This is a genomic window from Paenibacillus mendelii (assembly GCF_024498075.1).
Classification (GTDB): Bacteria; Bacillota; Bacilli; order Paenibacillales; family Paenibacillaceae; genus Paenibacillus_Z; species Paenibacillus_Z mendelii.
In genome coordinates this window covers 1-19,773 of record NZ_JANHOF010000035.1, presented here as the reverse complement: position 1 = coordinate 19,773, position 19,773 = coordinate 1, and the positions used below count along the sequence as shown (strand labels likewise).

17 protein-coding genes and 1 pseudogene are annotated in these 19,773 nt (G+C 44.5%); 15 read left to right on the top strand and 3 right to left on the bottom strand.

Annotated features, from left to right (window positions below):
* On the bottom strand, nt 1-356 hold a 356-nt coding region (locus NNL21_RS35395; protein ID WP_256555700.1), incomplete at its 3' end, for an IS110 family transposase.
* Nucleotides 357-744: 388 nt separating this feature from the next.
* On the opposite strand from NNL21_RS35395, the gene NNL21_RS35390 reads away from it, so the two are divergent.
* From NNL21_RS35390 to NNL21_RS35380, 3 genes are all read left to right on the top strand, one after another.
* A complete protein-coding gene (locus tag NNL21_RS35390) occupies nt 745-1,353 on the top strand; it encodes a hypothetical protein (protein ID WP_204822829.1) in 609 nt (202 codons plus the stop codon).
* A gap of 426 nt (nt 1,354-1,779) precedes the next feature.
* Nucleotides 1,780-3,654 carry a heparinase II/III domain-containing protein gene (locus tag NNL21_RS35385; protein ID WP_204822828.1) on the top strand — a complete coding sequence of 625 codons (1,875 nt, stop codon included), beginning with the start codon at nt 1,780-1,782 and terminating at the stop codon, nt 3,652-3,654.
* 219 nt (nt 3,655-3,873) lie between these two features.
* Nucleotides 3,874-4,239 (top strand): VOC family protein, encoded by a 366-nt coding sequence (locus tag NNL21_RS35380; protein ID WP_256555699.1) that lies wholly within the window; start codon nt 3,874-3,876, stop codon nt 4,237-4,239.
* 320 nt (nt 4,240-4,559) lie between these two features.
* On the opposite strand, the gene NNL21_RS35375 is transcribed toward NNL21_RS35380, so the two are convergent.
* Entirely contained in the window at nt 4,560-5,732 is a 1,173-nt protein-coding gene (locus NNL21_RS35375) for an ROK family protein (protein ID WP_204822826.1), read from the bottom strand.
* Nucleotides 5,733-5,927: 195 nt separating this feature from the next.
* Here NNL21_RS35375 and NNL21_RS35370 point away from each other — a divergent pair, with 195 nt between their 5' ends.
* The 7 genes from NNL21_RS35370 (at nt 5,928) to NNL21_RS35340 (ending at nt 14,066) form a co-directional block, all read left to right on the top strand.
* On the top strand, nt 5,928-6,482 hold the full coding sequence (locus tag NNL21_RS35370) for a YdcF family protein (RefSeq protein ID WP_256555698.1): 555 nt from the start codon (nt 5,928-5,930) through the stop codon (nt 6,480-6,482).
* 182 nt (nt 6,483-6,664) lie between these two features.
* Nucleotides 6,665-7,429 (top strand): Cof-type HAD-IIB family hydrolase, encoded by a 765-nt coding sequence (locus NNL21_RS35365; RefSeq protein WP_204822825.1) that lies wholly within the window; start codon nt 6,665-6,667, stop codon nt 7,427-7,429.
* 45 nt (nt 7,430-7,474) lie between these two features.
* Complete coding sequence (locus NNL21_RS35360) at nt 7,475-8,581, top strand: SGNH/GDSL hydrolase family protein (protein WP_204822824.1); 1,107 nt, start codon at nt 7,475-7,477, stop codon at nt 8,579-8,581.
* A gap of 192 nt (nt 8,582-8,773) precedes the next feature.
* Nucleotides 8,774-10,231 carry an ABC transporter substrate-binding protein gene (locus NNL21_RS35355; protein WP_256555697.1) on the top strand — a complete coding sequence of 486 codons (1,458 nt, stop codon included), beginning with the start codon at nt 8,774-8,776 and terminating at the stop codon, nt 10,229-10,231.
* A 106-nt stretch (nt 10,232-10,337) separates the two neighbouring features.
* Nucleotides 10,338-11,285 (top strand): carbohydrate ABC transporter permease, encoded by a 948-nt coding sequence (locus tag NNL21_RS35350; protein WP_204822823.1) that lies wholly within the window; start codon nt 10,338-10,340, stop codon nt 11,283-11,285.
* Between the two features lie 30 nt (nt 11,286-11,315).
* Nucleotides 11,316-12,152, top strand: a complete 837-nt coding sequence (locus NNL21_RS35345; RefSeq protein WP_204822822.1) for a carbohydrate ABC transporter permease — start codon at nt 11,316-11,318, stop codon at nt 12,150-12,152.
* A gap of 999 nt (nt 12,153-13,151) precedes the next feature.
* Entirely contained in the window at nt 13,152-14,066 is a 915-nt protein-coding gene (locus NNL21_RS35340) for a phosphotransferase family protein (protein ID WP_204822821.1), read from the top strand.
* Nucleotides 14,067-14,614: 548 nt separating this feature from the next.
* On the opposite strand, the gene NNL21_RS35335 is transcribed toward NNL21_RS35340, so the two are convergent.
* Nucleotides 14,615-15,046, bottom strand: a complete 432-nt coding sequence (locus NNL21_RS35335; protein ID WP_204822820.1) for a VOC family protein — start codon at nt 15,044-15,046, stop codon at nt 14,615-14,617.
* 112 nt (nt 15,047-15,158) lie between these two features.
* Here NNL21_RS35335 and NNL21_RS35330 point away from each other — a divergent pair.
* The 5 genes and pseudogenes from NNL21_RS35330 to NNL21_RS35310 all read left to right on the top strand — a co-directional run bounded on the left by NNL21_RS35330 (nt 15,159) and on the right by NNL21_RS35310 (nt 19,697).
* Nucleotides 15,159-16,106: pseudogene (locus NNL21_RS35330) on the top strand (helix-turn-helix transcriptional regulator).
* 423 nt (nt 16,107-16,529) lie between these two features.
* A complete protein-coding gene (locus NNL21_RS35325; protein ID WP_204822819.1) occupies nt 16,530-16,883 on the top strand; it encodes a hypothetical protein in 354 nt (117 codons plus the stop codon).
* A 183-nt stretch (nt 16,884-17,066) separates the two neighbouring features.
* Complete coding sequence (locus tag NNL21_RS35320; protein WP_204822818.1) at nt 17,067-17,351, top strand: IolE/MocC family protein; 285 nt, start codon at nt 17,067-17,069, stop codon at nt 17,349-17,351.
* A gap of 122 nt (nt 17,352-17,473) precedes the next feature.
* Entirely contained in the window at nt 17,474-18,544 is a 1,071-nt protein-coding gene (locus NNL21_RS35315) for a serine hydrolase domain-containing protein (RefSeq protein WP_204822817.1), read from the top strand.
* A gap of 223 nt (nt 18,545-18,767) precedes the next feature.
* Complete coding sequence (locus NNL21_RS35310) at nt 18,768-19,697, top strand: phosphotransferase (protein WP_256555701.1); 930 nt, start codon at nt 18,768-18,770, stop codon at nt 19,695-19,697.
* Nucleotides 19,698-19,773: the final 76 nt, after the last annotated feature.

Sequence of the window (19,773 nt, the reverse complement as noted above, 5' to 3'; positions counted from 1 at the left end):
CGGTCAGGGATATAGCTAGGCTTCAGCAGCCCATGTCGCAGCAGATTGCAAATCCACTCCGCATCTTTCACGTCCGTCTTCCTGCCGGGGACTGCCTTGATGTGTTGGGCGTTAACGACAAGAAACTGAATCTCCTCGGCTTCAAGCAGATTGACGATGGGTTTCCAGAAAACGCCGGTACTCTCCATGGCCACGTGCGTACAGCGATGCTGCTTGATCCAGTCGATCAAGTCGAGCAGGAAAACTGTATGGGTACGAAACGTCTTAATCTCCTTTCCTTCAGGCGTCAAAACACAAGCAGTGATGGACTTCTTGTGAACATCCAAACCACAAGCGCGTTCGATCAGGATATCCATAACATTCACCTTTCTACGGCAATGAAAATGGAGGACTGGTGCAACAACCAGATGGTGCACCGTGATCGTCGTAGTCAGACTAACGGATGGGTTCGCGACACCATAGCGTAACGACCTTCCTCACCAGCCGTAAACATAGTATAAAACGCCGCACCAAAATTTTCATTATTCTGTGGTGCCCCGAGAGGGGCATGGGTGGCTAACGGGCAGGATAATTTAACCAAAAAAGGGTTTACCATGAGTTGCATAGAAACATTTATTATGATGGAGCAGGGCCGCGGCGACTCGCTCCAGTTCGTTGAAGTAACGGAAAGTTATCATAAATAAAGCTGTTCAATGCTTGGTTAAGGGTAATACAAATATTATTAAAAAATCCCAGAAGAAAGGAATGGTCAAAATTATGACGACCTTTGAAACTATGCTCGAATTATTGAAATCTAATCTTGCCGAAGAAACACCTGCACCGAACTCGGATATGTCACCACAGGCGACGGCGTTGCTTACCGATCACGGCAACGTATATGTAGCTGTCTGTCGTGACGTAGTCGGTTCCGACTGCGGTTACGATAACATGCTCACTTATATGAAAACTAGGGGCGAAACAAGGATCCTGAAAATGGTCACAATGTGGAAGGACGGTGGTATTGACCTCAGCAGTATGAATTTCAGAGAAACAATTTACGAAATGAACAAAGAAAATATTGAAACCGAAATCTTGGTTCTCGGGGAGAATCGTAACGGTCCAGAAGAGCAATTCCAGCCCTTTGTCAAGAAGTTGATAAACACACTTAATTCCAGTGTAACGCTCGAATTGCTGAAAGGTAAATATAAGGATTGGACCAATGCTAAAAAGGCTTTGGATGCGATGGAAAAGTATATAGAACAGCACGGAATGTCCGGCGCAGGCGATGTGCTTCGCGCAGCTGCACCTGAAATCTGGGAGGATATCTACTGGCGTGATAACAATGATTCAAGAACAAGAATGGATGTTTTGTAATCACAAAATCCGTTTATGCGGAGATCAATCAACTTGGGGCAAACCGACTACCCCTGATGAGGAGCCCGGTTGCGTATACACATTTTTCGAAAACACCGGTTTCCGCTTTTTGATCGGAGTTCTAGTGGAATTGCGTTTGCTTATTGACAGCCGCTTTTTCGCTCCACTACCGGGTACGATAGCTCAATACCGGAAGGGCTGCCGCTTTGGCAGCCCTTAGCTAACGGACAGGAAAGGAAAACATCCCGAGTTAAGCGAATTCTTAGAAGAGAATATGTACTATTTTTGAAAAATCTAAAAACGACTCCGCAAGAATCTATACAAGTCCGTTGGTTTCGAGGTTTATGGCGTGAAATTATTGTTGCTTTAGAGAGATTTCACTTAACTAATGGACAGTTATGTTCAACTGTGTAGAGGATGATGTCGATGTTAGCAGAGCGTTATGTTACTGAAAATCTTAGCGAGCTTTTGCTTTCACGTGAGAATTACAAGCCGTTTCCTACAATAGAGGAGCGTAATAAATGGGGCGAATTGCCACCATCTCTTAAGAAATTTTGGATCGATAAAGGTGAGAATAAGCTCAATTATTCATGGCCCACCATTACAGCCACTCAATATATGGATTACAACAGGACTGGTAATCGTGCTAGATATGACACAATATCATGGAAGCGCAGACAGGATCTAACTTCTTTGGTCGTTGCCGAATGTGTCGAGAACGAAGGGCGTTTTATGGATGACATCGTCAACGGGATTTGGTGTATTTGTGAAGAAACATTCTGGGGGATTCCGGGAAATGCCTATATGATGAAGAGACAGGATCCGCTTCCAGATGTGTCTGATCAGATCATTGAATTGTTCTCAGCCGAAACTGCAGCACTGCTAGCCTGGACGTACTATCTTCTTAAAACCAAGTTGGATGCCATTAGTATTATGGTACGCGAGCGTATCCATCTAGAAGTTAAAAAACGGATTCTTGATCCATATTTAAACCGGACTGATTTCTGGTGGATGGGTTTCAATCAAGAGTCGATGCTAAACAATTGGAATCCGTGGTGTAATTCAAATTGTTTATCGGCATTTTTGCTCTTGGAAGACGATCCACAGCGTCGTGAAGCAGCGGTGGTAAAGACGATGCGCAGTTTGGATAATTACATTGGGCGGCTCCATTCAGATGGCGGTTGTGAGGAAGGACCAAAGTATTGGATATTTGCAGGAGGAACGCTTTTCGATTGTATGGAACTGCTTTACGGTGTCTCCGGCGGAAAGATTGATGTATACCAAGAGCTTCTTATTCAACAAATAGGTCGTTACATTTACAAGGCTTTTATTGATGATTCCTTTTACGCGAACTTTGCTGACAGTTCGGCTAATGTGGATATACCCGCTGAACTTACGTACCGGTATGGGCGCCGTATTGAAGATGCCAGGTTGTCTGGACTGGGAGCAATGGTGCTGAAGAAAAAGCGAGAGGAAGCAACTAATGTTGAGTTTTCGGCAATGTTTCGCCTATTGCCAGCTTTATTTAATTATACGGAAATAGAGCAGTATACCGGAGAATCTCCTTACATCAGGGACGCGTGGCTTGACGGGATACAAGTGATGGTGGCACGGGAGCAGGAGGGTTCGTCCAAGGGGTTATACCTCGCCGCTAAGGGCGGACACAACGATGAAAGCCATAATCACAATGACATCGGCCAATTCATCGTATATTGTGATGGCTCCCCGATGATTATAGATCCCGGAATAGTGACATATACATCAAAATCGTTCTTTTCAGAGCGCTATACAATATGGACGATGCAATCAGCTTATCACAATCTACCGATTGTAAATGGGGTTCAACAACAAAATGGAAGACAGTATAAAGCTGACAATGTTAATTATCACCAAGAAGATACGCTGGCATCGTTATCGATGAACATCGCGGGAGCCTATCCTGATTCTGCCGAGATTAAAATCTGGAAGCGTTCTATAAGTCTCATTCGTGATTCGCACCCATGTATTGAAATCAAGGACAACTTTCAATTGCAACGTATGACAGACGATATTACACTGATTTTAATGACCCCGCACCCTCCGCAAATCGAAGGAACAGGAAGCATTGTCTTGCAAGATGAGAATCACAATAAGGTAATAATCCGTTATAACGGAGAAATGTTTGTGGTTTCGACGGACAACCTAACACTTGAGGACGAAATCATGAGAGATGTATGGGGAGATCAACTGTATAGGATTAAGCTTAAAAAAATGACAGCTGCAGATCAGGCCGAATGTATAATAAAAATAAGTAAGTTTTAGTTTAGTATGCTAATGGAACACATGTGGAGGGGCTTGCTTTAGGGCAGCTCCTCTTTTGGTTTATTGAAGTAACGGGCAGCATAGTAAATATACTAAATCATTGCCTCCTTCTACCACAAAATAACAACGAATGGTATATTCAAGTGAGACACACAAAAAACAGTCGCAACTAACCAAATCTAAGAAGGAGACGGTAGTGGCTATATTAAAAGAGATTCAATGCATCTACATCCCTACAACGGATACAAAAAAACGGCTGAATGGTATATGGATAACTTGGGTTTGGAGTTGATGAGACCCGTACATGAATATCAAGATCAGCTCCGTATCCCTTCGGGACAAACTATTTTTTTGATTAAGACTCCCGAGCCGACCACTCTTAACTACATGCAAATAGGTGGAACGGAACAATGTGCACTTACCTTAGAAGTAAATGATTTCCACGGACTATACAGCCGAATGAAGAACAATGGAACTAATGTTTCAGATATTGAGGATAATGGAGGCTGTGGTCTTAATTTTTACGCTTATGACCCAGATGGGAATAAACTCGATATTTGGGGTGGTTGGCCGCCTCAAGAATGATCTTCAACTTACCATAACAAGGCTGCCAGTTCAATTGGCGGCCTTCGCTATGCTAACGGGAGACGATAGTTCAATAATAAGCGGCTGTTTGGGGCATTTTTCTCGTCCATGATTGCCGATGTTTTTTTTGCGGCAGCTGCTCAACGGGTGCTTCCGGATCCGTGCGTTCGGCCGTCGCGCAGCGTAGCAGACCCCGGTTTGCGACCGCCGTTCTCTGTTGTATTTCGGGCACTGCCGTGCAACGGCCGGCAAAGTTACAAAACAATCCTCCATGCCAAATATGGTATGGAGGATTTTTGCCTGTATTGCAAACCGCTCGTTTATAACGATAACGCATCCAGTGGAATTTCGAATACACGCTTTAGTACTAGGCCTGCTGCAAGAAGGGTTTCCTCCGGCATCTGCTCCATATACAGAAGTTCAACGCCGCGGCTTGTCATAGGAACGCTTTCCATAAGCGTCTCTTTCAGCTTCGAAACGATATCAATACCCCAAGATTCTAATATTCTACCTGTCAGCAGCACGCGGTCAGGGTTTAGAAAGGTCACCAAATTGCTGATGGCTACAGCCAGGGTTCTGATCATTGTATCGTGCAAATGAATCATGGACTCGTCGCCTGATCGGACGGCTTGTTGGAAAGCTTCAAGCGTTTGCCCTGTATTATGTTGGAGTCCGCTTATGGATAACAACGTCGTCAGGCAGCCTGTTCCTCCGCAATGACATGGATAAGCTTCCGGCCCCGTGAAAGCTTTATAATGACCGAATTCACCTGCAACGTAAGACGATCCGGAAATGAGCCGCGTATCCGAAAAGATCGCCCCGCCGATTCCGTAATCGAATTTCAATGTAATATTGTCTGTGGAACCGCTAAGGCAGCCATTCATATTTTCATTAACAGCTAATAAATTGGCATCATTCTCAAGATAGACAGGCAGCTCATACTTCGCCTCAAGCAGTGACGTGAGAGGAAGCTGTAAGAAGCCGAGGCCTGGCACACGCAGCAGGATGCCCTGCTTCGAATCGGCCAGCCCTTGTACGCTGATCCCGATTCCTTTCGTCTTGGCAAGCACCGGAACCTGCTCCAGCAGCTCGTCAATGACTTCATGCAGCAGCTGAAGCAGGTCGTCTATATTTTTGTACTTATCCACGGAACGCTTGGTCGATGACAGCCGTTCATTGCGGAAGTTATAGACGCAGCCCCGGATATATTTGCCGGCGATTTCAATGCCTAATGCATAATGGCTGGAGCTGTTGACGGAGAGCGCGACCCGCTTTCTGCCGCTGCCGGCTACTAATGGCACATGCTCGCTTTCGAAGACGAGACCATCCTCCAGCAGGCGATTGACGATATTGGTTACGGTTTGTTGGCTCAAGCCTGTCTTATGTGCCAGCTCAACGCGCGAAATGGAACCTTCAGAAAATATCAAATAAAGTACCTTTTGCTGGTTGATGGATTTCAGCAGCTTGTGGCCAGTGTTTTTTAAGGAGTGCACGGATGGAACCCTCACTTTATTAATTTTTAATTGACAGTATATACAGTTTGTGTAGAATATTAATAAAGTCAATTGATTTATTAATATTACACCTATTATAACCTACTTTAAGAGGAACGTGAATAGTACATGTGGATAGCTGGAATTGTAATCATCATGTTTGTACTCTGCATTCCACTGGTGTTTGTTTGTTGGATGCATACAGCAAGCCTGAGACGGGGGCGCGCCGACGCTCTTATTGTACTCGGTTATCGTTCCGATGACGGCAGTATTCATCCGCTGCTGAAGGAAAGGCTTGATACGGCTATAAAGCTCTTTCGTCATTATGATTATTCCTATATGATGCTTTCCGGCGGAGCTGTAGGCTCGGACCGGTCAGAGGCAGAGCTTATGCGTGACTACCTGGTCCAGCAGGGCATTGCTGAAGAGAGGCTGATATTAGAAATGAAATCACGCAATACGGTGCAAAATGTAGTCAACTGCAGACAGCTCCTCAGGCAACATGGACTCAGCACGTGCGTACTAGTCTCTAATTCATTTCATATTCGGCGAATGAAGTACATTATGAAGAAGCTTGGCATTCCGGCTATTTTCTATGCCAAAAGGGATATACGCAGTATCCTGACGCTGCAGCTTCGGTTAACCTTCCTCGAGATTCGCGCATTCCGTTTGACACTGCCCTGGATTGAGAAAGCCTTGAAGATAAATAGCGCGGTCAGTAACAGAAAAGAGCAAAATGCCGCTGGTTGATGGAAGTGCAGCCGAAGAGGCTGCTCCTTCTAAATGATTGTTTGAAAGCGGCCGCTTCTGCAATCCTGCTGATTAGTTACGCTGTTCGCTGGCGTTACGTTTGCAATGGTCCCTTCCATTATAATTTACATCATGTTCCACAGGCTTCTAATGGAAGGCACGGCGATGGGAGCGGTGAAAGGATGAGTGTTATGGATACCGTAAAGGCGGGCTATAAGTTAATTGCCCTTGATCTGGACGGAACGCTGCTGACGGAGGATAAACGAATTTCTGATGAGTCCAAAAAGTGGCTCCGCTGCGCGGTCGATCACGGCGTTAAGGTTATGTTCTCAACCGGCAGAGGCTTGCAGAATGCCAAATTATTTTGGGGCGAGCTTGGCTTGGATTCTCCTATGGTGCTTCTTAATGGAGCGGAAATTTGGGAAGGACCCGGGAGGCTGCGGAAGCGTATCTTTCTGCCTCGGTACACTGTTCGGCGACTGCACAAGATTGCCATACAGCAGGGGCAATGGTATTGGGGCTACAGTGTGGAAAGCTTGACGAACGAGGATGCCTGGACGCCGGAGATGTTCGAGCGGGATTGGATGAAGTTCGGCATCGGTAGCCATGATGTGAAGATGCTTGCACAGATAAGGGAAGAGCTAGAGAGCTGGGGAACGCTTGAGATCACCCGCTCAGCCCCGATTAATCTTGAAATTTCCGTTAAAGGGGTAACCAAGGAAAGCGGGGTACGCGAGGTTTGTGAAATACTGGGCATCTCCATGTCTGATGTCATCGCAATGGGAGACAGCGATAACGACGTCAAACTGCTGCAAGCAGCAGGGCTTGGCGTAGCTATGGCCAATGGCGAGGAGCATGTCAAAGCGATAGCGGGTGCAATAACCGCCTCCAATAGTGAGGATGGGGTTGCTCTAGCGATACGGAAATATGTTTTTGATATGGAGTAAAAAACGGTATGGGTTGGACATAAAAATATAGAGGAGTGGATACAGATGTCCGTTCAATCGAAAGAAATCGACATAAACCTGCTAGGTGGAAACGCAGGCCCGGAGACGTTTGAAGGAGAACCGCTGAAGTGGCTTTCTCCGCTTAAGCCTCCTTTTCAAATTGTAGGCTTCCCATGGCTAGTTCAGGATGGTGTTTATCGTCGTCTCCCTCTTAATCCGGGGGTACCTTTGCCGTCCGCAGTCGATACTCTTGCCAATTGTACTGCTGGAGGCCAGATTCGTTTTCGAACGAATACTTCACGGTTAGTTATTAAGGTGCGTCTAGCTGGTCCCGCGAATATGTACCACATGCCCGCAACCGGGCAGTGTGGTTTTGACTGCTACTTAGGGGATCCTGGCAACCAAAAGTACATCTCCACAACCCAATTTAACCATAAAGATATCGAATATGAAGCACAGCTGTTTCGGTGGAATACCAGAAGAGATTTCGCTGTAACCTTGAACTTTCCATTATATCAAGGCGTGGAGGAGGTCTTGATAGGTATAGATGAGGATGCTGCTGTCAGTGCTCCTCCTTCCTATTCCAGCAATAGCCCCGTTGTCATCTATGGCACCTCCGTTACACAAGGCGGATGCGCTTCGAGACCAGGCATGGCTTATTCCAACATCCTCAGCCGCATGTTACCGGTGCCGTTCGTGAATCTCGGATTTTCCGGTTCCGGCAAAGGAGAGCCGGAGCTGGCTCAGATCATGGCGAATATTGAAGACCCTGGGCTCTATGTGCTGGATTATGAAGGTAACACTGGAGCAGCTGAGAACATAGCAAGGACGTTGCCTGTGTTCATCAGCATACTAAGAGAGCGGAACCCTGAGGTTCCTATATTAATTGTCTCCAAAATCCGAAATGACGGCGACCGTTTCTATGAGGAGAGGCAGGAGCTGTTTAACCGCCGAAGGCAAGTGCAGATTGAGAACGTTGAACAGAGGCTGGCAGAAGGGGATAGCCATATCCATTTTGCAGATGGCTTCGAGCTGCTCGGGGAGGACTCCATCAGCGAAATTACCGTTGACGGAACACATCTGACCGATCTAGGGTTTCTTCGCATAGCGCAGTCACTTGCGCCAATTATCAGACCGCTACTTAACCTGTAAGTAAAGAAGAGAAAGTCTTGATTACCCGCTGATTGCGGATAATCTTGAGGCTATTTTTGTTTAGGTTATTCAACAGGAATAATTTACATAACCTTAATAATTACATGACAGTTAGATAACACAATACCGATAAAATAACTTTAGAATTTGAATAAATCAAATTTATTTATTAATTGGGAGGTTCTAATATTTATGAACAAAACGGTTAAGAAGCTTGCATCCGTTGGTCTGGTTACAGCAATGGCCGTTATTGCAGCATGCGGTAACGGAGGCAATAACGCAAACAGCGGAAACAACGCTGCAAATGCACCAGCAGCAAGCAACGCGCCTGCAGAAGTCGCTGTATATGAGAATGGGCTTCCTAAGGATGAGAAGGTTACCTTGAAGGTCGGCTTCTTCGTTGGGGGATACGGACGCGAATGGTTCGATCATGCAGTTGAAAATTTTACAGCGAAGTATCCAAATGTATCGTTTGATATTACAGCTTCAGCTGATATGAAAACAATCCTCTCGACTAAAATCTCCGCAAACGATGACAAGGAGATGTTCGACCTCTTCAACACAACGCCAGCGGGCGGAATTGTATCCCTCGCGCAAGCAGGTAAGCTTGAGCCAATGGATGACATTTGGGATATGAAGCTTCCGGACGCACCGGATAAAACCGTTAAAGACCTCACGCTGCCGGGCATGTACGAATCGACCACTTTGATCAACAGCAAAAGATATGAATTCGCAGCGTCCAGCAGCTTCGGCGGCTTGTTCTTCAATAAAAAGCTGTTTGATGAGCATGGCTGGAACCAAAATCCGAAAACATGGGATGAGTTCAAGCAGCTGCTTGCGGACATAAAGGCGGATGGAATCGCTCCGATTACCTTCCCTGGCATGCATCCGAACTATGTCGATTGGGCTTTCGGAGCAGCGAAATTATTTGAGCTTGCCGACATGAACGGTCAAGCAGACCAATATATTGAGAACTACAAAACCTTTACGCTCCCGCAGTATAAGAGCACAGAGGCTGTTGAGCACTGGAATCGCCTTTATGAACTGGGACAACTAGGGTATTTTGCTGAGGGCTTGCCAGCTTTGTCTCATACGCAATCTCAGATGCAGGTTATTCAAAAAGAAGCAGCAATGGTATCAACAGGAAGCCACGTTGAGAATGAAATGAAGGAAGCGACACCGGCAGACTTTGACTGGGGCTTTATGATTGTTCCTTTCAGAGAGAGCACAGATCAGACGCTTTGGGTAAGAAGCGGAACGACAAACTTCAATTACATTTGGGCAAACAAGCCTGAGCTGAACAAGAAATGGGCAAAGGAATTTATCGTTGAGCTGATGACGTTGGATAATCAGCAATATATCGCTGAGAAAGCGGGCGCTTTGCCTATGCGCAGTGACTTGACAGAAGATACCGCTAGAACGGTTAACCTGTCCAGCTCGGCACAAGCTGTTCTAAAATACATCACAGAAAACGATGCACGAGCTTATAAAGCAAGCAGGTCTGTTAGTATTTCCGATCCAAACTTTGCTCAAGCGACGAAACTAATGGATGAAAATACAATCAAGTTCGTCTTGGGTCAGCAAGATCCGATGCCAATTTTGGAAGAAGCAGAAAAACTGCTGACGAAGGCTCTAGAAGCGCAGAAATAAACAGATTGCTGTGAGCGAGCGGGGAGGGCTTCCTCTCCGCTTGCTTTTTTAAAAAAATAATAACGGCACCAGCCGCTTAAGTTTGTAGAATAGGAGCTGTCCTCCCATGGCTGATACGACAGTAGTAAAGACACAGCACACTTGGCTGCAAAGACTGGGTCTTGATAAAAAGAACACTCAAAAATGGATTTTTCTGTTCGTTGCCATCGTCCCCCCCTTCGGAGGGTACTTACTGTTCACGCTATTTCCGAATATACTATCTCTTTATTATGCTTTTCTGGATTGGGACGGGTTTACAGAACCAAAGTTTGTAGGGTTCGATAACTTCGTTACGGCTTTCAATGACAAATATGTATGGCGTGCGCTCGGACACAACGTTATATTTATGCTGGTTATCCCCACGTTTGTTGTGTTGATTTCACTACTGCTTGGTTATTTAATTTCGAATAAAAACTATCGTGAAAATAAACTTTTGAAAGTATTGTTTTTCTTTCCGAACGTGCTCTCTACGGTTGTCATCGCGCTCTTATGGGCGTTTATTTATGACGGCTCGTATGGCTTATTGAATGGGATCATTGAGCTGTTTGGTTTCGACATGAAAAACTTTTATTGGCTTGGTGAAGAACGGACTGCGATTTTGGCAGTAATTCCGCCCTGGGTATGGGGAGGGGTCGCCTTGTATGTGATCATCTTCGCTAATGCGATGCTGGCTATACCAAAATCATTATACGAGGCAGCTATTCTTGAAGGTGCAGACCATATGACTCGATTATTTAAAATTACGATGCCGCTTATTATGCCAATTGTTAAGGTTGCAGTGCTTTTCTTAGTCGTTGGAACCTTAAAGAGCTTCGAAAATATTCTCATCCTGACAAATGGCGGGCCGTACGGGTCCACCGATGTCATCGGTTTGTATATGTTTAATCTGGCCTTTGGAGAAGAGTATCGGAACTACGGCTATGCTTCCGCGATTGGTATGATACTATTTGTTATATTAGTAACCGCTAAAGTACTGACGGACAAGTTCCTGCCGAAAAAAGACGTAGAGTTTTAATTTTCATTCAAAGGGTTCGGAGGGATAGGGTTGAAAGAAAAGCATACATTTATGGATGTCATCTGGCGTGTCCTGTTATTCTTATGGACGCTGACGATTCTCTTTCCGCTTGCTTGGGTCTTCTATGAGTCTCTTAAGAGCAATCCGGAATTTTTTCAGGACATTTGGGCGCTGCCAACGGAGTTGCAGTGGAAGAACTATACGAAGGCTTGGAACCAATATGGCTTTGGCCAGTCGCTTCTGAATACCCTTTATTATGTGGGCGGCAGCTTGGTACTCGGTATGTTCTTCACGACGCTCAATTCTTACGCGCTGACGCGTATGGAGTTTAAGGGGAGAAAAGTAATTTGGGGCTTGATTATGCTATCCTTATTTCTTCCTGGTGTAAATGCTCTCGTTCCTCAGTACGTGGTTATGAGGGAACTGGAATTAACGAATAGCCTGACAGGCTTAATTCTATTGTCCAGCCTAGGGGAAAGCGTATTTTATCTCATGCTTCTTGGCGGTTTTATGAGCTCACTGCCGAAGGAATTGGAAGAGAGCGCAACGATGGATGGCGCCACACTGTTCCAAAGATTTTGGCGGGTTGTCGTTCCTCTATCAACGCCGGGTATTGTTACGGTTGCCGTATTTAAGTTTCTTGGATTCTACAATAACTTTTTGGGGCCTTTCATCTACTTAAGCGATCCTAAGAAGTATCCGATCGCGGTACAAATGTATTCTGCGAACAAGCAGATGGAGTATACCGCCGATTGGGTGACGCTGTTCGCGGGAGTAACAATTTCTATGATACCGTGCATTATCATCTACATTCTGTTCCAGAAGCTGTTGATGGAAGGCGCGACAATGGGCGCGGTGAAAGGCTGACATAAGTAAAGTCGAGAATCCAGTTCGCTAACGGATACGATGAACTTCCTCCAATTTGTTTTATAAATTGTATCAATACTAGAATTGAGGGGTCAACAACTGGTTATTACGCTACCCCGAAAATAACGCCTCCGAATTAGAAAGAGCGACTTGAAAACCAAGATTCTCGAGTTCGTACGGCTTGTCTAACAATCGCTTCTTGCTGTCGCTGTTCAAAGTAATGACTGCCTAAATCTTTGTAATCCTCTTTGCGCGCAAGGAGATGGTAAGCAATGATCATGATCGAGTGTGCAACAGCTACGGCTGCTCGGTGTCTCCCTTTTCGGGCGGCGATGCGCCGGTACTGGGCTCCCAGGTAGTTGTCGGATCTGCATACGGAGTGGGCGACTTCGATCAGTGCCGCTGGTGGGCACTCGTGTTGCCGCGTAAGGCTAATTCGAGCTCTTCTTTCTTTTCTTTCGTGTCCGCCGTGCAAAGGCTGCCAGCTTTTCTGGATCTTCTTCGCCCTCGATCATGGCACCCATCATATCGCGGCTGCTCACGCCTGGCTCTTCGTAATACCGTGTTGAAATCACGTGTCGGATGACAAGAACACAGTGACATGACTCGGATGCAATGATTTTGACGTGCGCAAGTGCCGTGCTAACGGCCAATACGCCAGGCTTTTTCTTTAGTGTTTCGAGATAGTGAAGCAGGTCCAGTCGCCATTCATGGCATCCCTTTACGCTGTGAGGTGTCTTTTTGCCAGCTTTTTATTTTGTTGATGAGGTCATTGATTTAACCTTAACTTTTGTGAATGGAAACACGCTTACCCTGAAGGAAACCGGCACGGATCGAGAAGGCGAAGTTGTTTGAGGCCGAATATTGTGGTAAGGTTTCGCGGAGCGGTGTTGACCGATTGAGATGTAGGCGCTGAAATAGGGTTTATAATTCGTGTAAAAAAACGTTGTTGCATAAATAAGACTCGACTCGGGCTAGATGCTAGGAGGAGATGCACCAATGAAACAAAATGAACGCCAATATTCAACAATGATAACGGACCAATTCCCTGATTTGACCATCCAAACCGCCGAGTCGCTTGGTGAAGGGTTTCGGAATTACGCGATCCTTGTCAATGGAGAATGGGTATTTCGCTTTCCCAAGAGTCAACAAGGAGCAGATGAACTGAACAAAGAAATTCAATTGCTGCCTCTACTGGTCAATCGTGTAAAGGTCGATATACCGGAGTTTGTATACATCGGATTACAGAGTGATGGATGTCCCTTTACAGGCTATCGGAAAGTCCAAGGTGAGATCCTTGGGGAAGCCGGAATCGCCTCTATCTCCGAAAATGCAAGAGATCGACTCGCTTTGCAGCTTGCTGATTTTATGAATGCGTTGAACGCATTTCCGGTTGATTCGGCAACTCAGGCTGGAGTTCCCGTTCGAAACCTTAAGAATGACATTCTCTTGTTGATGGAAGCCGCGGAGAAGCATGTGTTTCCGCTTCTTAATCCGTCGTTACGGGACTATCTCACGCAGCGCTTTCAATCCTATCTGGAGGATACGGCATATACTCGATATACGCCGGCGCTGATTCACGCTGATCTTTCGCCGGATCACTTTTTGACGGATTCGCATCAGTCAGCACTAACAGGTATTATCGATTTCGGCGATGCCGTGATAAGCGATCCTGATTACGACTACGTGTACCTGCTTGAGGATTGCGGCGAGCCGTTTACCCGGCAAGTGATGGCTTACAGGGGCGAGGTTGACCTGGACGCCCGCATCCGAAAAGTCTTCTTGTTCGTTACGTTTGATCAGGTCCGTTACCTGGTCGAGGGATTAGAGTCCGGGGATCAGAATTGGATTTCAGAAGGGTTGGAGGTATTGGAAAAGGACATGAGGATCAATATTGTAGGAGAAGGTGGCTAGCCCCGGCCTCTCACGCCACCGTACGGCAGTCGACAGCCAATTACGGAAAGCGCAATCATAAGCTCGCAACGACCGGAACCGGACCATTGATCACTCAATCGTCCGGTTATTCGTGCGACAATCATAAAGAGGTACTGTCACGATCAATTCAATTAAAGGCAATAACGAATATCGCGTTAGTTAGTGAGAAAATAACGAGCAAAAATGATAGGAATAACTTGGATACTCTATTACTTTAATGAATTACTGTATAAAAGCCGTTGATGCTGGACTTCACGGAACTGAGCAAACTAATGTCTTCCGGAATGAATGGCCGTCTGGACCTCTATTATGGAGAAGACATCTCTTCTGTGTGGTAGTGATTGCTCGACACGCTCACTTTACCAAACGAAGCGGTGTTTTTCTATTTTTGTCAAGCTGACAATCTAATTGACTTTAAACCCAGGCCACTTCTGCTGTTAAGCAGATTTTGGCTCTGCGAAAGTTGAGACTGTAAAATTATATCATAAAAGAACCAGGGATTTCTCCCCGGTCATGGCCTATTATTTTCAGCTCCACCTGCTTGTTGTATCGTTCATATAGAATTGGAACGTAATGTTAAAACGGTCTGTCACCATCCCGAAGCAGGGACTAAATTCAGTTTCTTGCAACGGGACCATTACTTGCCCTCTGTCACTCAATTTATTAAACATGTCTTCAATCTCGCTTTGTTGCGTCGCTGTAATGCAAATATTCACCTGATTTCCGATTACATAAGGTTGCCCCGGAAAGAGATCGGCGATCATCATATCATTTTCACCGGTTTGTAACACGGCATGGGCAATACGGGTTTTCCATTCTTCAGGCAAACTATCGGCATCCTTGCCTTCCCCGTACGTAGTTTTGTACAGTAATTTCGAGTTTAACGCTTCCCGGTAGAACTCAATCGCTTCCGCAGCATGTCCATCCAGCATGATGAACGTCGTTGAGCGCATTGACATTTAAACAATCTCCTTTTCAATTAAATTGTCCAATTTGTGTTGTTTTGGACTTCATTAGCATCATATCGTACAATAGTGACAATACTTGTCGTAATATATAAAGGAGCTTATAATGGCAAAGTCCAAAAGACTGATCGAGATGATGATGTCCATCAACAAAAAGAAGTCTTTCAACGCCAAAGAGCTTGCCAATGAATTTGGAGTTTCCACGCGGACGATTGTGCGGGATATGCAGGAGTTGAGCGCGCTGGGGGTTCCTTTTTAATCGGAGGTCGGTCAGCATGGGGGATATAAGATGATTAACGAGAGAATGCTGCCCCCAGTTGCTTTTACGGAAGGCGAAGCGCTTGCTGTTTTTTTTGCCAGCCATGCATTGAGGCACTACGCGGATCTTCCGTTTGAGGCGGAAACAAATTCAGTGTTGCGGAAATTTTACTCTTATATGCCGGAAGATATTCGGGACCGTATCGACCGGATGCGGAAACGATTTGATTTGGCAACACCGATGAGACATGCAAGCACGCCTTATTTGAGCTTGTTGCTGGAGGCTGCGATCGATCAAAAAGTGGTGCGCATGGAGTACGAATCGAAACAGCATAAGCGGTCAAGAGACGTTCAGCCGATCGGAATTTATGCCAGCAACGGGTTTTGGTATTGCCCGGCTTATTGCTTTAACCGCAGCGATTTTCGCTTGTTTCGCTGCGACCGAGTTAGATCTGTTGAACTGTCCGAACTGAAAGCGGCCGATTTGACGCAAGTGCATACAGGAAACTGGGAGTCTTACATTGAAGAGGAAAGTCCGGCTATGGAACTTTATGTTGAGCTTACTGCATCAGGTGTGCAGAGATGCGAGACCGAATTGTGGCCGGCGCACAAAATGCAGATTCAAGTTCGGGAAGACGGCACAGGATGGCTGGGCAATCAAATCCCCGCGAGCAGCCTTCCATTTTTCGGCCAATTTTTTATTGGATTGGGTACGGATGCAAAGGTAAAAGCGCCAGACGAGTTGATCCATGTTATGAGAGAAGTGCTGGACAAACTAATGGCGCAATATCGGTAAAGATTGTCCAACACGAAGGCTGCTTGATTGGTCACGTTTTTGGGGTGACACACACGGCTCGAAAGTTCCGCTAGCGCGTCAGCAAAAGCCCGGCTTGCACGAATGCCGGGCTTTTTGCTGTCATCGAGGACAAGAACAAGGCCCCGAGAGGGGCATGGGTGGCTAACGGGCAGGATGATGGAATACAAAAAGACTGTCGCCTAATCCCTGCCAAAGTGCAAAAAGCCACCACAATCAATCGAAGCAATAGCACAAGAGATAGCGGCCCGAGGAGGGTTTTAACTGGATAGAGGAGGGCCTGTGCTTGCTTTGGCATACAGTTTTTTTCTTGCTGACAAATAACAAATGTACTGAAGTGGCTGGTGCAACTAATAATCATTGATTACGTCTAATCGTGTAGATAATATATCTATGAGGTGAATTATGTTGAAACAAATTTTGCTGTATCTATCCACAGCAATGTTATTGTTTGGAGTTGTTGCTTGTACTCAAGACAGGCAGGTTCCCGATGAATTGGTGAGTCTACGTGAGGCAGCATGGAATAGCATTGATGGCGAACACCAAAAGCAGGTTGATGGTGATTGGAAGAACGCGAAAGTTGAAAACGCTAAGTCGACCGAAATGCCTATACCAAAAGGCGGAGGCAAAATAAAGAAAGTACAACACATTTACAAGGTTACATTTAATACGAAGAAAGACGCACGACTGAGCTCTCTCAAGGTATTTATTGATGGTGACACCAATGAGCCTTTATCGTCGCTAGGGACCATTAAGTAGAACCCGATGACTTTTTGCCCTACGTCTGAAAGTTAACCCGATTTTCTTGTACTAATGGGACATTTTAGTTGAACGAAACAAGGAGCAGTTTGCCGCGGCAGTTGCTCGTTGTTTTCATTAAGCTAACGTGCAGTTTAGTTCCAATATATGGTATCATATCATGCAGGAATGGAGGTCAAGTTGATGAGTAGAAAGATAGTATTCGTCCTAATGCTTATTCCATTTTTATTAACTGTATCTTGTACTAAGGAAACAAGCATTGATATTGGCGATGCATTAGGAAAAGCCGAAGACACTTTTAGACAACTTGATGGGATTGCTACAACAGCCTCCTCGTTTGATGGTAAAAAAGATGTTAAATTCAGACTCATGGTTGAAAAGGGGACTCTAACAGAAGCCGAAGCAATTGTTCAATACAGCACTACGGCAGCTGGCTTAATGCTCAGCTGCCGTTTCTCATTGAAGTAACGGGAGGAATGTTGGGAAATAGAAACGAATACATAATTTAGCTTCCCGAAATAGGTTGATTAACGTGATTTCAACATTCGAGTAATGGAAGCATCATAAAACTAAAAGGAGTAACTTTTACTATGAAGGATTTACAAAGTTTTGTTTCAGATTATACGAAAGATAAGAAACATTTACATCTTGTTATCGGGATTATTAGGGAGGGAGATATTGAATACTTTTCGTTTTGTAATAATAAAAAGAAAAGTATGATCCCTCCTGAAAATATGTTGTTTGAAATCGGCTCCATTACCAAAGTATTTACATCAATACTTTTATTAGAAATGGAACGGGAAAAACTGGTTTTCTCGGATGACATTGTCGGTAAGTACGTGCAAAACGTTGAAAACGATTATTTGAATAAGATTACCTTGAAAAGTCTTGCTACTCATACCTCAGGATTACCTATATTGGCAACAAATCACGTTTTGTCTAAAAATAGATCGAATCCTTATTCAACTTATACCGAGGAAGATTTAACTGCTTTTTTAGCTAACGCTGATTACACTGATAGCATTGGTTCGTTTGAATATTCCAATATCGGTGTGGGCTTACTGGGAAATATTCTATGTAAGGTGTCAGGAAGTAAGTATGACGAACTGTTAAAAAAATATATAACGAGTCCATTAAAGATGAATGAGACAGCCGTTATGCTTGATTCAGAACAAAATGACAGGTTTTTGAATGGACATGCTTCAACTGGGAAAAGAGTCCCTCATTGGGATCTTTCTATACTTGAAGGAGCTGGGGGGATTAAGTCATCTGTTAGCGATTTGAGTTTATTTGTCCAAGCCAATCTAAATGATGATAATCCGATAGCCTCTACACTACAAAATAGTCATCTCCCTATATGGATCGGAAATTCAAACCGTTATTTTGGCTGGGGTGAGGATAAACTTCTAGATAAATGTATCCTCTGGCATAACGGGGGCACTTCTGGCTTTAATAGTTATCTAGCTTTGAATAAGGAACTTAGTGTAGGAATTGTATTACTATCAAATTATTCTTTTTTCTCAAATTCTCTTATGGATTATTATTTTGCTCAATTAATAAAATTGATTACTAAAAAAGAGCCTTCTCAAGGAACTATGATAGACTCTATAGGTAAAAAAATATTTGAAGCAATTATATGTAGAGAAAAGTCATTAAGCTAACGGGACACGTTAGTTCAATGCACCATAGAGCAGTCTGCGCTTTGCAGTTGCTCCATCTTTCATTACGCTAACGGGCAGAATAGCGTAACAAATGAAACGATAGACAATATTATTTTATAGGAAGTTTCACTAGTTTGTTTGCACCATTTGATAGTAATATTAATCGATGGATTTTTCGATAGGCAAACAAGATTTTTTGGGGGGGAATATACTGGTGGCATCAATGGAATTATCTCTAGAGTATCTAGGGTCATTAGAAATACCTTTAGGAACTCCGAAAACACTTACAAGAATGTCTAGCGGATTTAGTAATCATAATTACTTGCTCACGACCAGACTAGGGAAATATAGACTTAGAGTACCTCAATTTTCTAATAATTTAGACCAACTGTTAGCAGAACAAATGATTTTGAAATGGGCAACAGAAAAAAGTAATATCATCGTTCCTCTGCTTCATCTGTTTACACTACCCAACGGTACGTACATAAGTATATTTCCATTCGTTGAAGCTGCCCCTAAGTTTGACTTACATAATGAACAATTGATGTGCAGAGCAGGAAAGGCTTTAGCTGAATATCATCTCTCTGTTGATGGGTATAAGGGTAAATTGCCTTGGAAGGCGTTATCCGAGTCATTCGGTCTTGATACGGTAGACATTGGAGAATTAAGAACCAGTATAAATGAACAATCGGTATCTGAGTACCCCGGATTTTGGAATGCCGTAGAAAACCTATTGTCTCGGATGAAAAAGATCGATAAGCAATTGAATGAGGAGCCATATATTTCTCTACCTCATCTTCCGTGTCATGGAGATTATGCGCCTGCTAATCTGTTAACACTTGAAGATAAAGTAGCAGGTATTATCGATTTTGAGTGCTGTCGCTGGGCGCCGAGATTATACGATTTATCCACCTTTTTGCTTTCTTTGCAGGAAGGTGAGGGATATGAGGAGTTCATGTCATCTTGGTTCCTGAAAGGGTACCAGTCCATAATCACTTTATCGGAGATTGAACTGGAATTGATTCCTATATTTCAAAATATAAGTTCTTTGGAAGCGGCTAAAAGACATTTTAATAGGGTAATTCAAGGAGACCACCAAGTACATGCGGGTTTAGTTATGTATTGGGATCGTATTACTTCAAAACTGAATTGACACGTTTATTGAACTCCCTCAGTACGATTTAGTTTTCTCACGAATGCTCGCTTATTCGCAGGATTTCACCCTTGCC

What these genes read in the sequence shown, in the direction of transcription:
- NNL21_RS35390 (WP_204822829.1), top strand. Translation starts at nt 745, where the DNA reads ATGGTCAAAATTATGACGACCTTTGAAACTATGCTCGAATTATTGAAA.
- NNL21_RS35385 (WP_204822828.1), top strand. Translation starts at nt 1,780, where the DNA reads ATGTTAGCAGAGCGTTATGTTACTGAAAATCTTAGCGAGCTTTTGCTT.
- NNL21_RS35380 (WP_256555699.1), top strand. Translation starts at nt 3,874, where the DNA reads ATGCATCTACATCCCTACAACGGATACAAAAAAACGGCTGAATGGTAT.
- NNL21_RS35370 (WP_256555698.1), top strand. Translation starts at nt 5,928, where the DNA reads ATGCATACAGCAAGCCTGAGACGGGGGCGCGCCGACGCTCTTATTGTA.
- NNL21_RS35365 (WP_204822825.1), top strand. Translation starts at nt 6,665, where the DNA reads ATGAGTGTTATGGATACCGTAAAGGCGGGCTATAAGTTAATTGCCCTT.
- NNL21_RS35360 (WP_204822824.1), top strand. Translation starts at nt 7,475, where the DNA reads ATGTCCGTTCAATCGAAAGAAATCGACATAAACCTGCTAGGTGGAAAC.
- NNL21_RS35355 (WP_256555697.1), top strand. Translation starts at nt 8,774, where the DNA reads ATGAACAAAACGGTTAAGAAGCTTGCATCCGTTGGTCTGGTTACAGCA.
- NNL21_RS35350 (WP_204822823.1), top strand. Translation starts at nt 10,338, where the DNA reads ATGGCTGATACGACAGTAGTAAAGACACAGCACACTTGGCTGCAAAGA.
- NNL21_RS35340 (WP_204822821.1), top strand. Translation starts at nt 13,152, where the DNA reads ATGAAACAAAATGAACGCCAATATTCAACAATGATAACGGACCAATTC.
- NNL21_RS35335 (WP_204822820.1), bottom strand. Translation starts at nt 15,046, where the DNA reads ATGTCAATGCGCTCAACGACGTTCATCATGCTGGATGGACATGCTGCG.
- NNL21_RS35325 (WP_204822819.1), top strand. Translation starts at nt 16,530, where the DNA reads ATGTTGAAACAAATTTTGCTGTATCTATCCACAGCAATGTTATTGTTT.
- NNL21_RS35320 (WP_204822818.1), top strand. Translation starts at nt 17,067, where the DNA reads ATGAGTAGAAAGATAGTATTCGTCCTAATGCTTATTCCATTTTTATTA.
- NNL21_RS35315 (WP_204822817.1), top strand. Translation starts at nt 17,474, where the DNA reads ATGAAGGATTTACAAAGTTTTGTTTCAGATTATACGAAAGATAAGAAA.
- NNL21_RS35310 (WP_256555701.1), top strand. Translation starts at nt 18,768, where the DNA reads ATGGAATTATCTCTAGAGTATCTAGGGTCATTAGAAATACCTTTAGGA.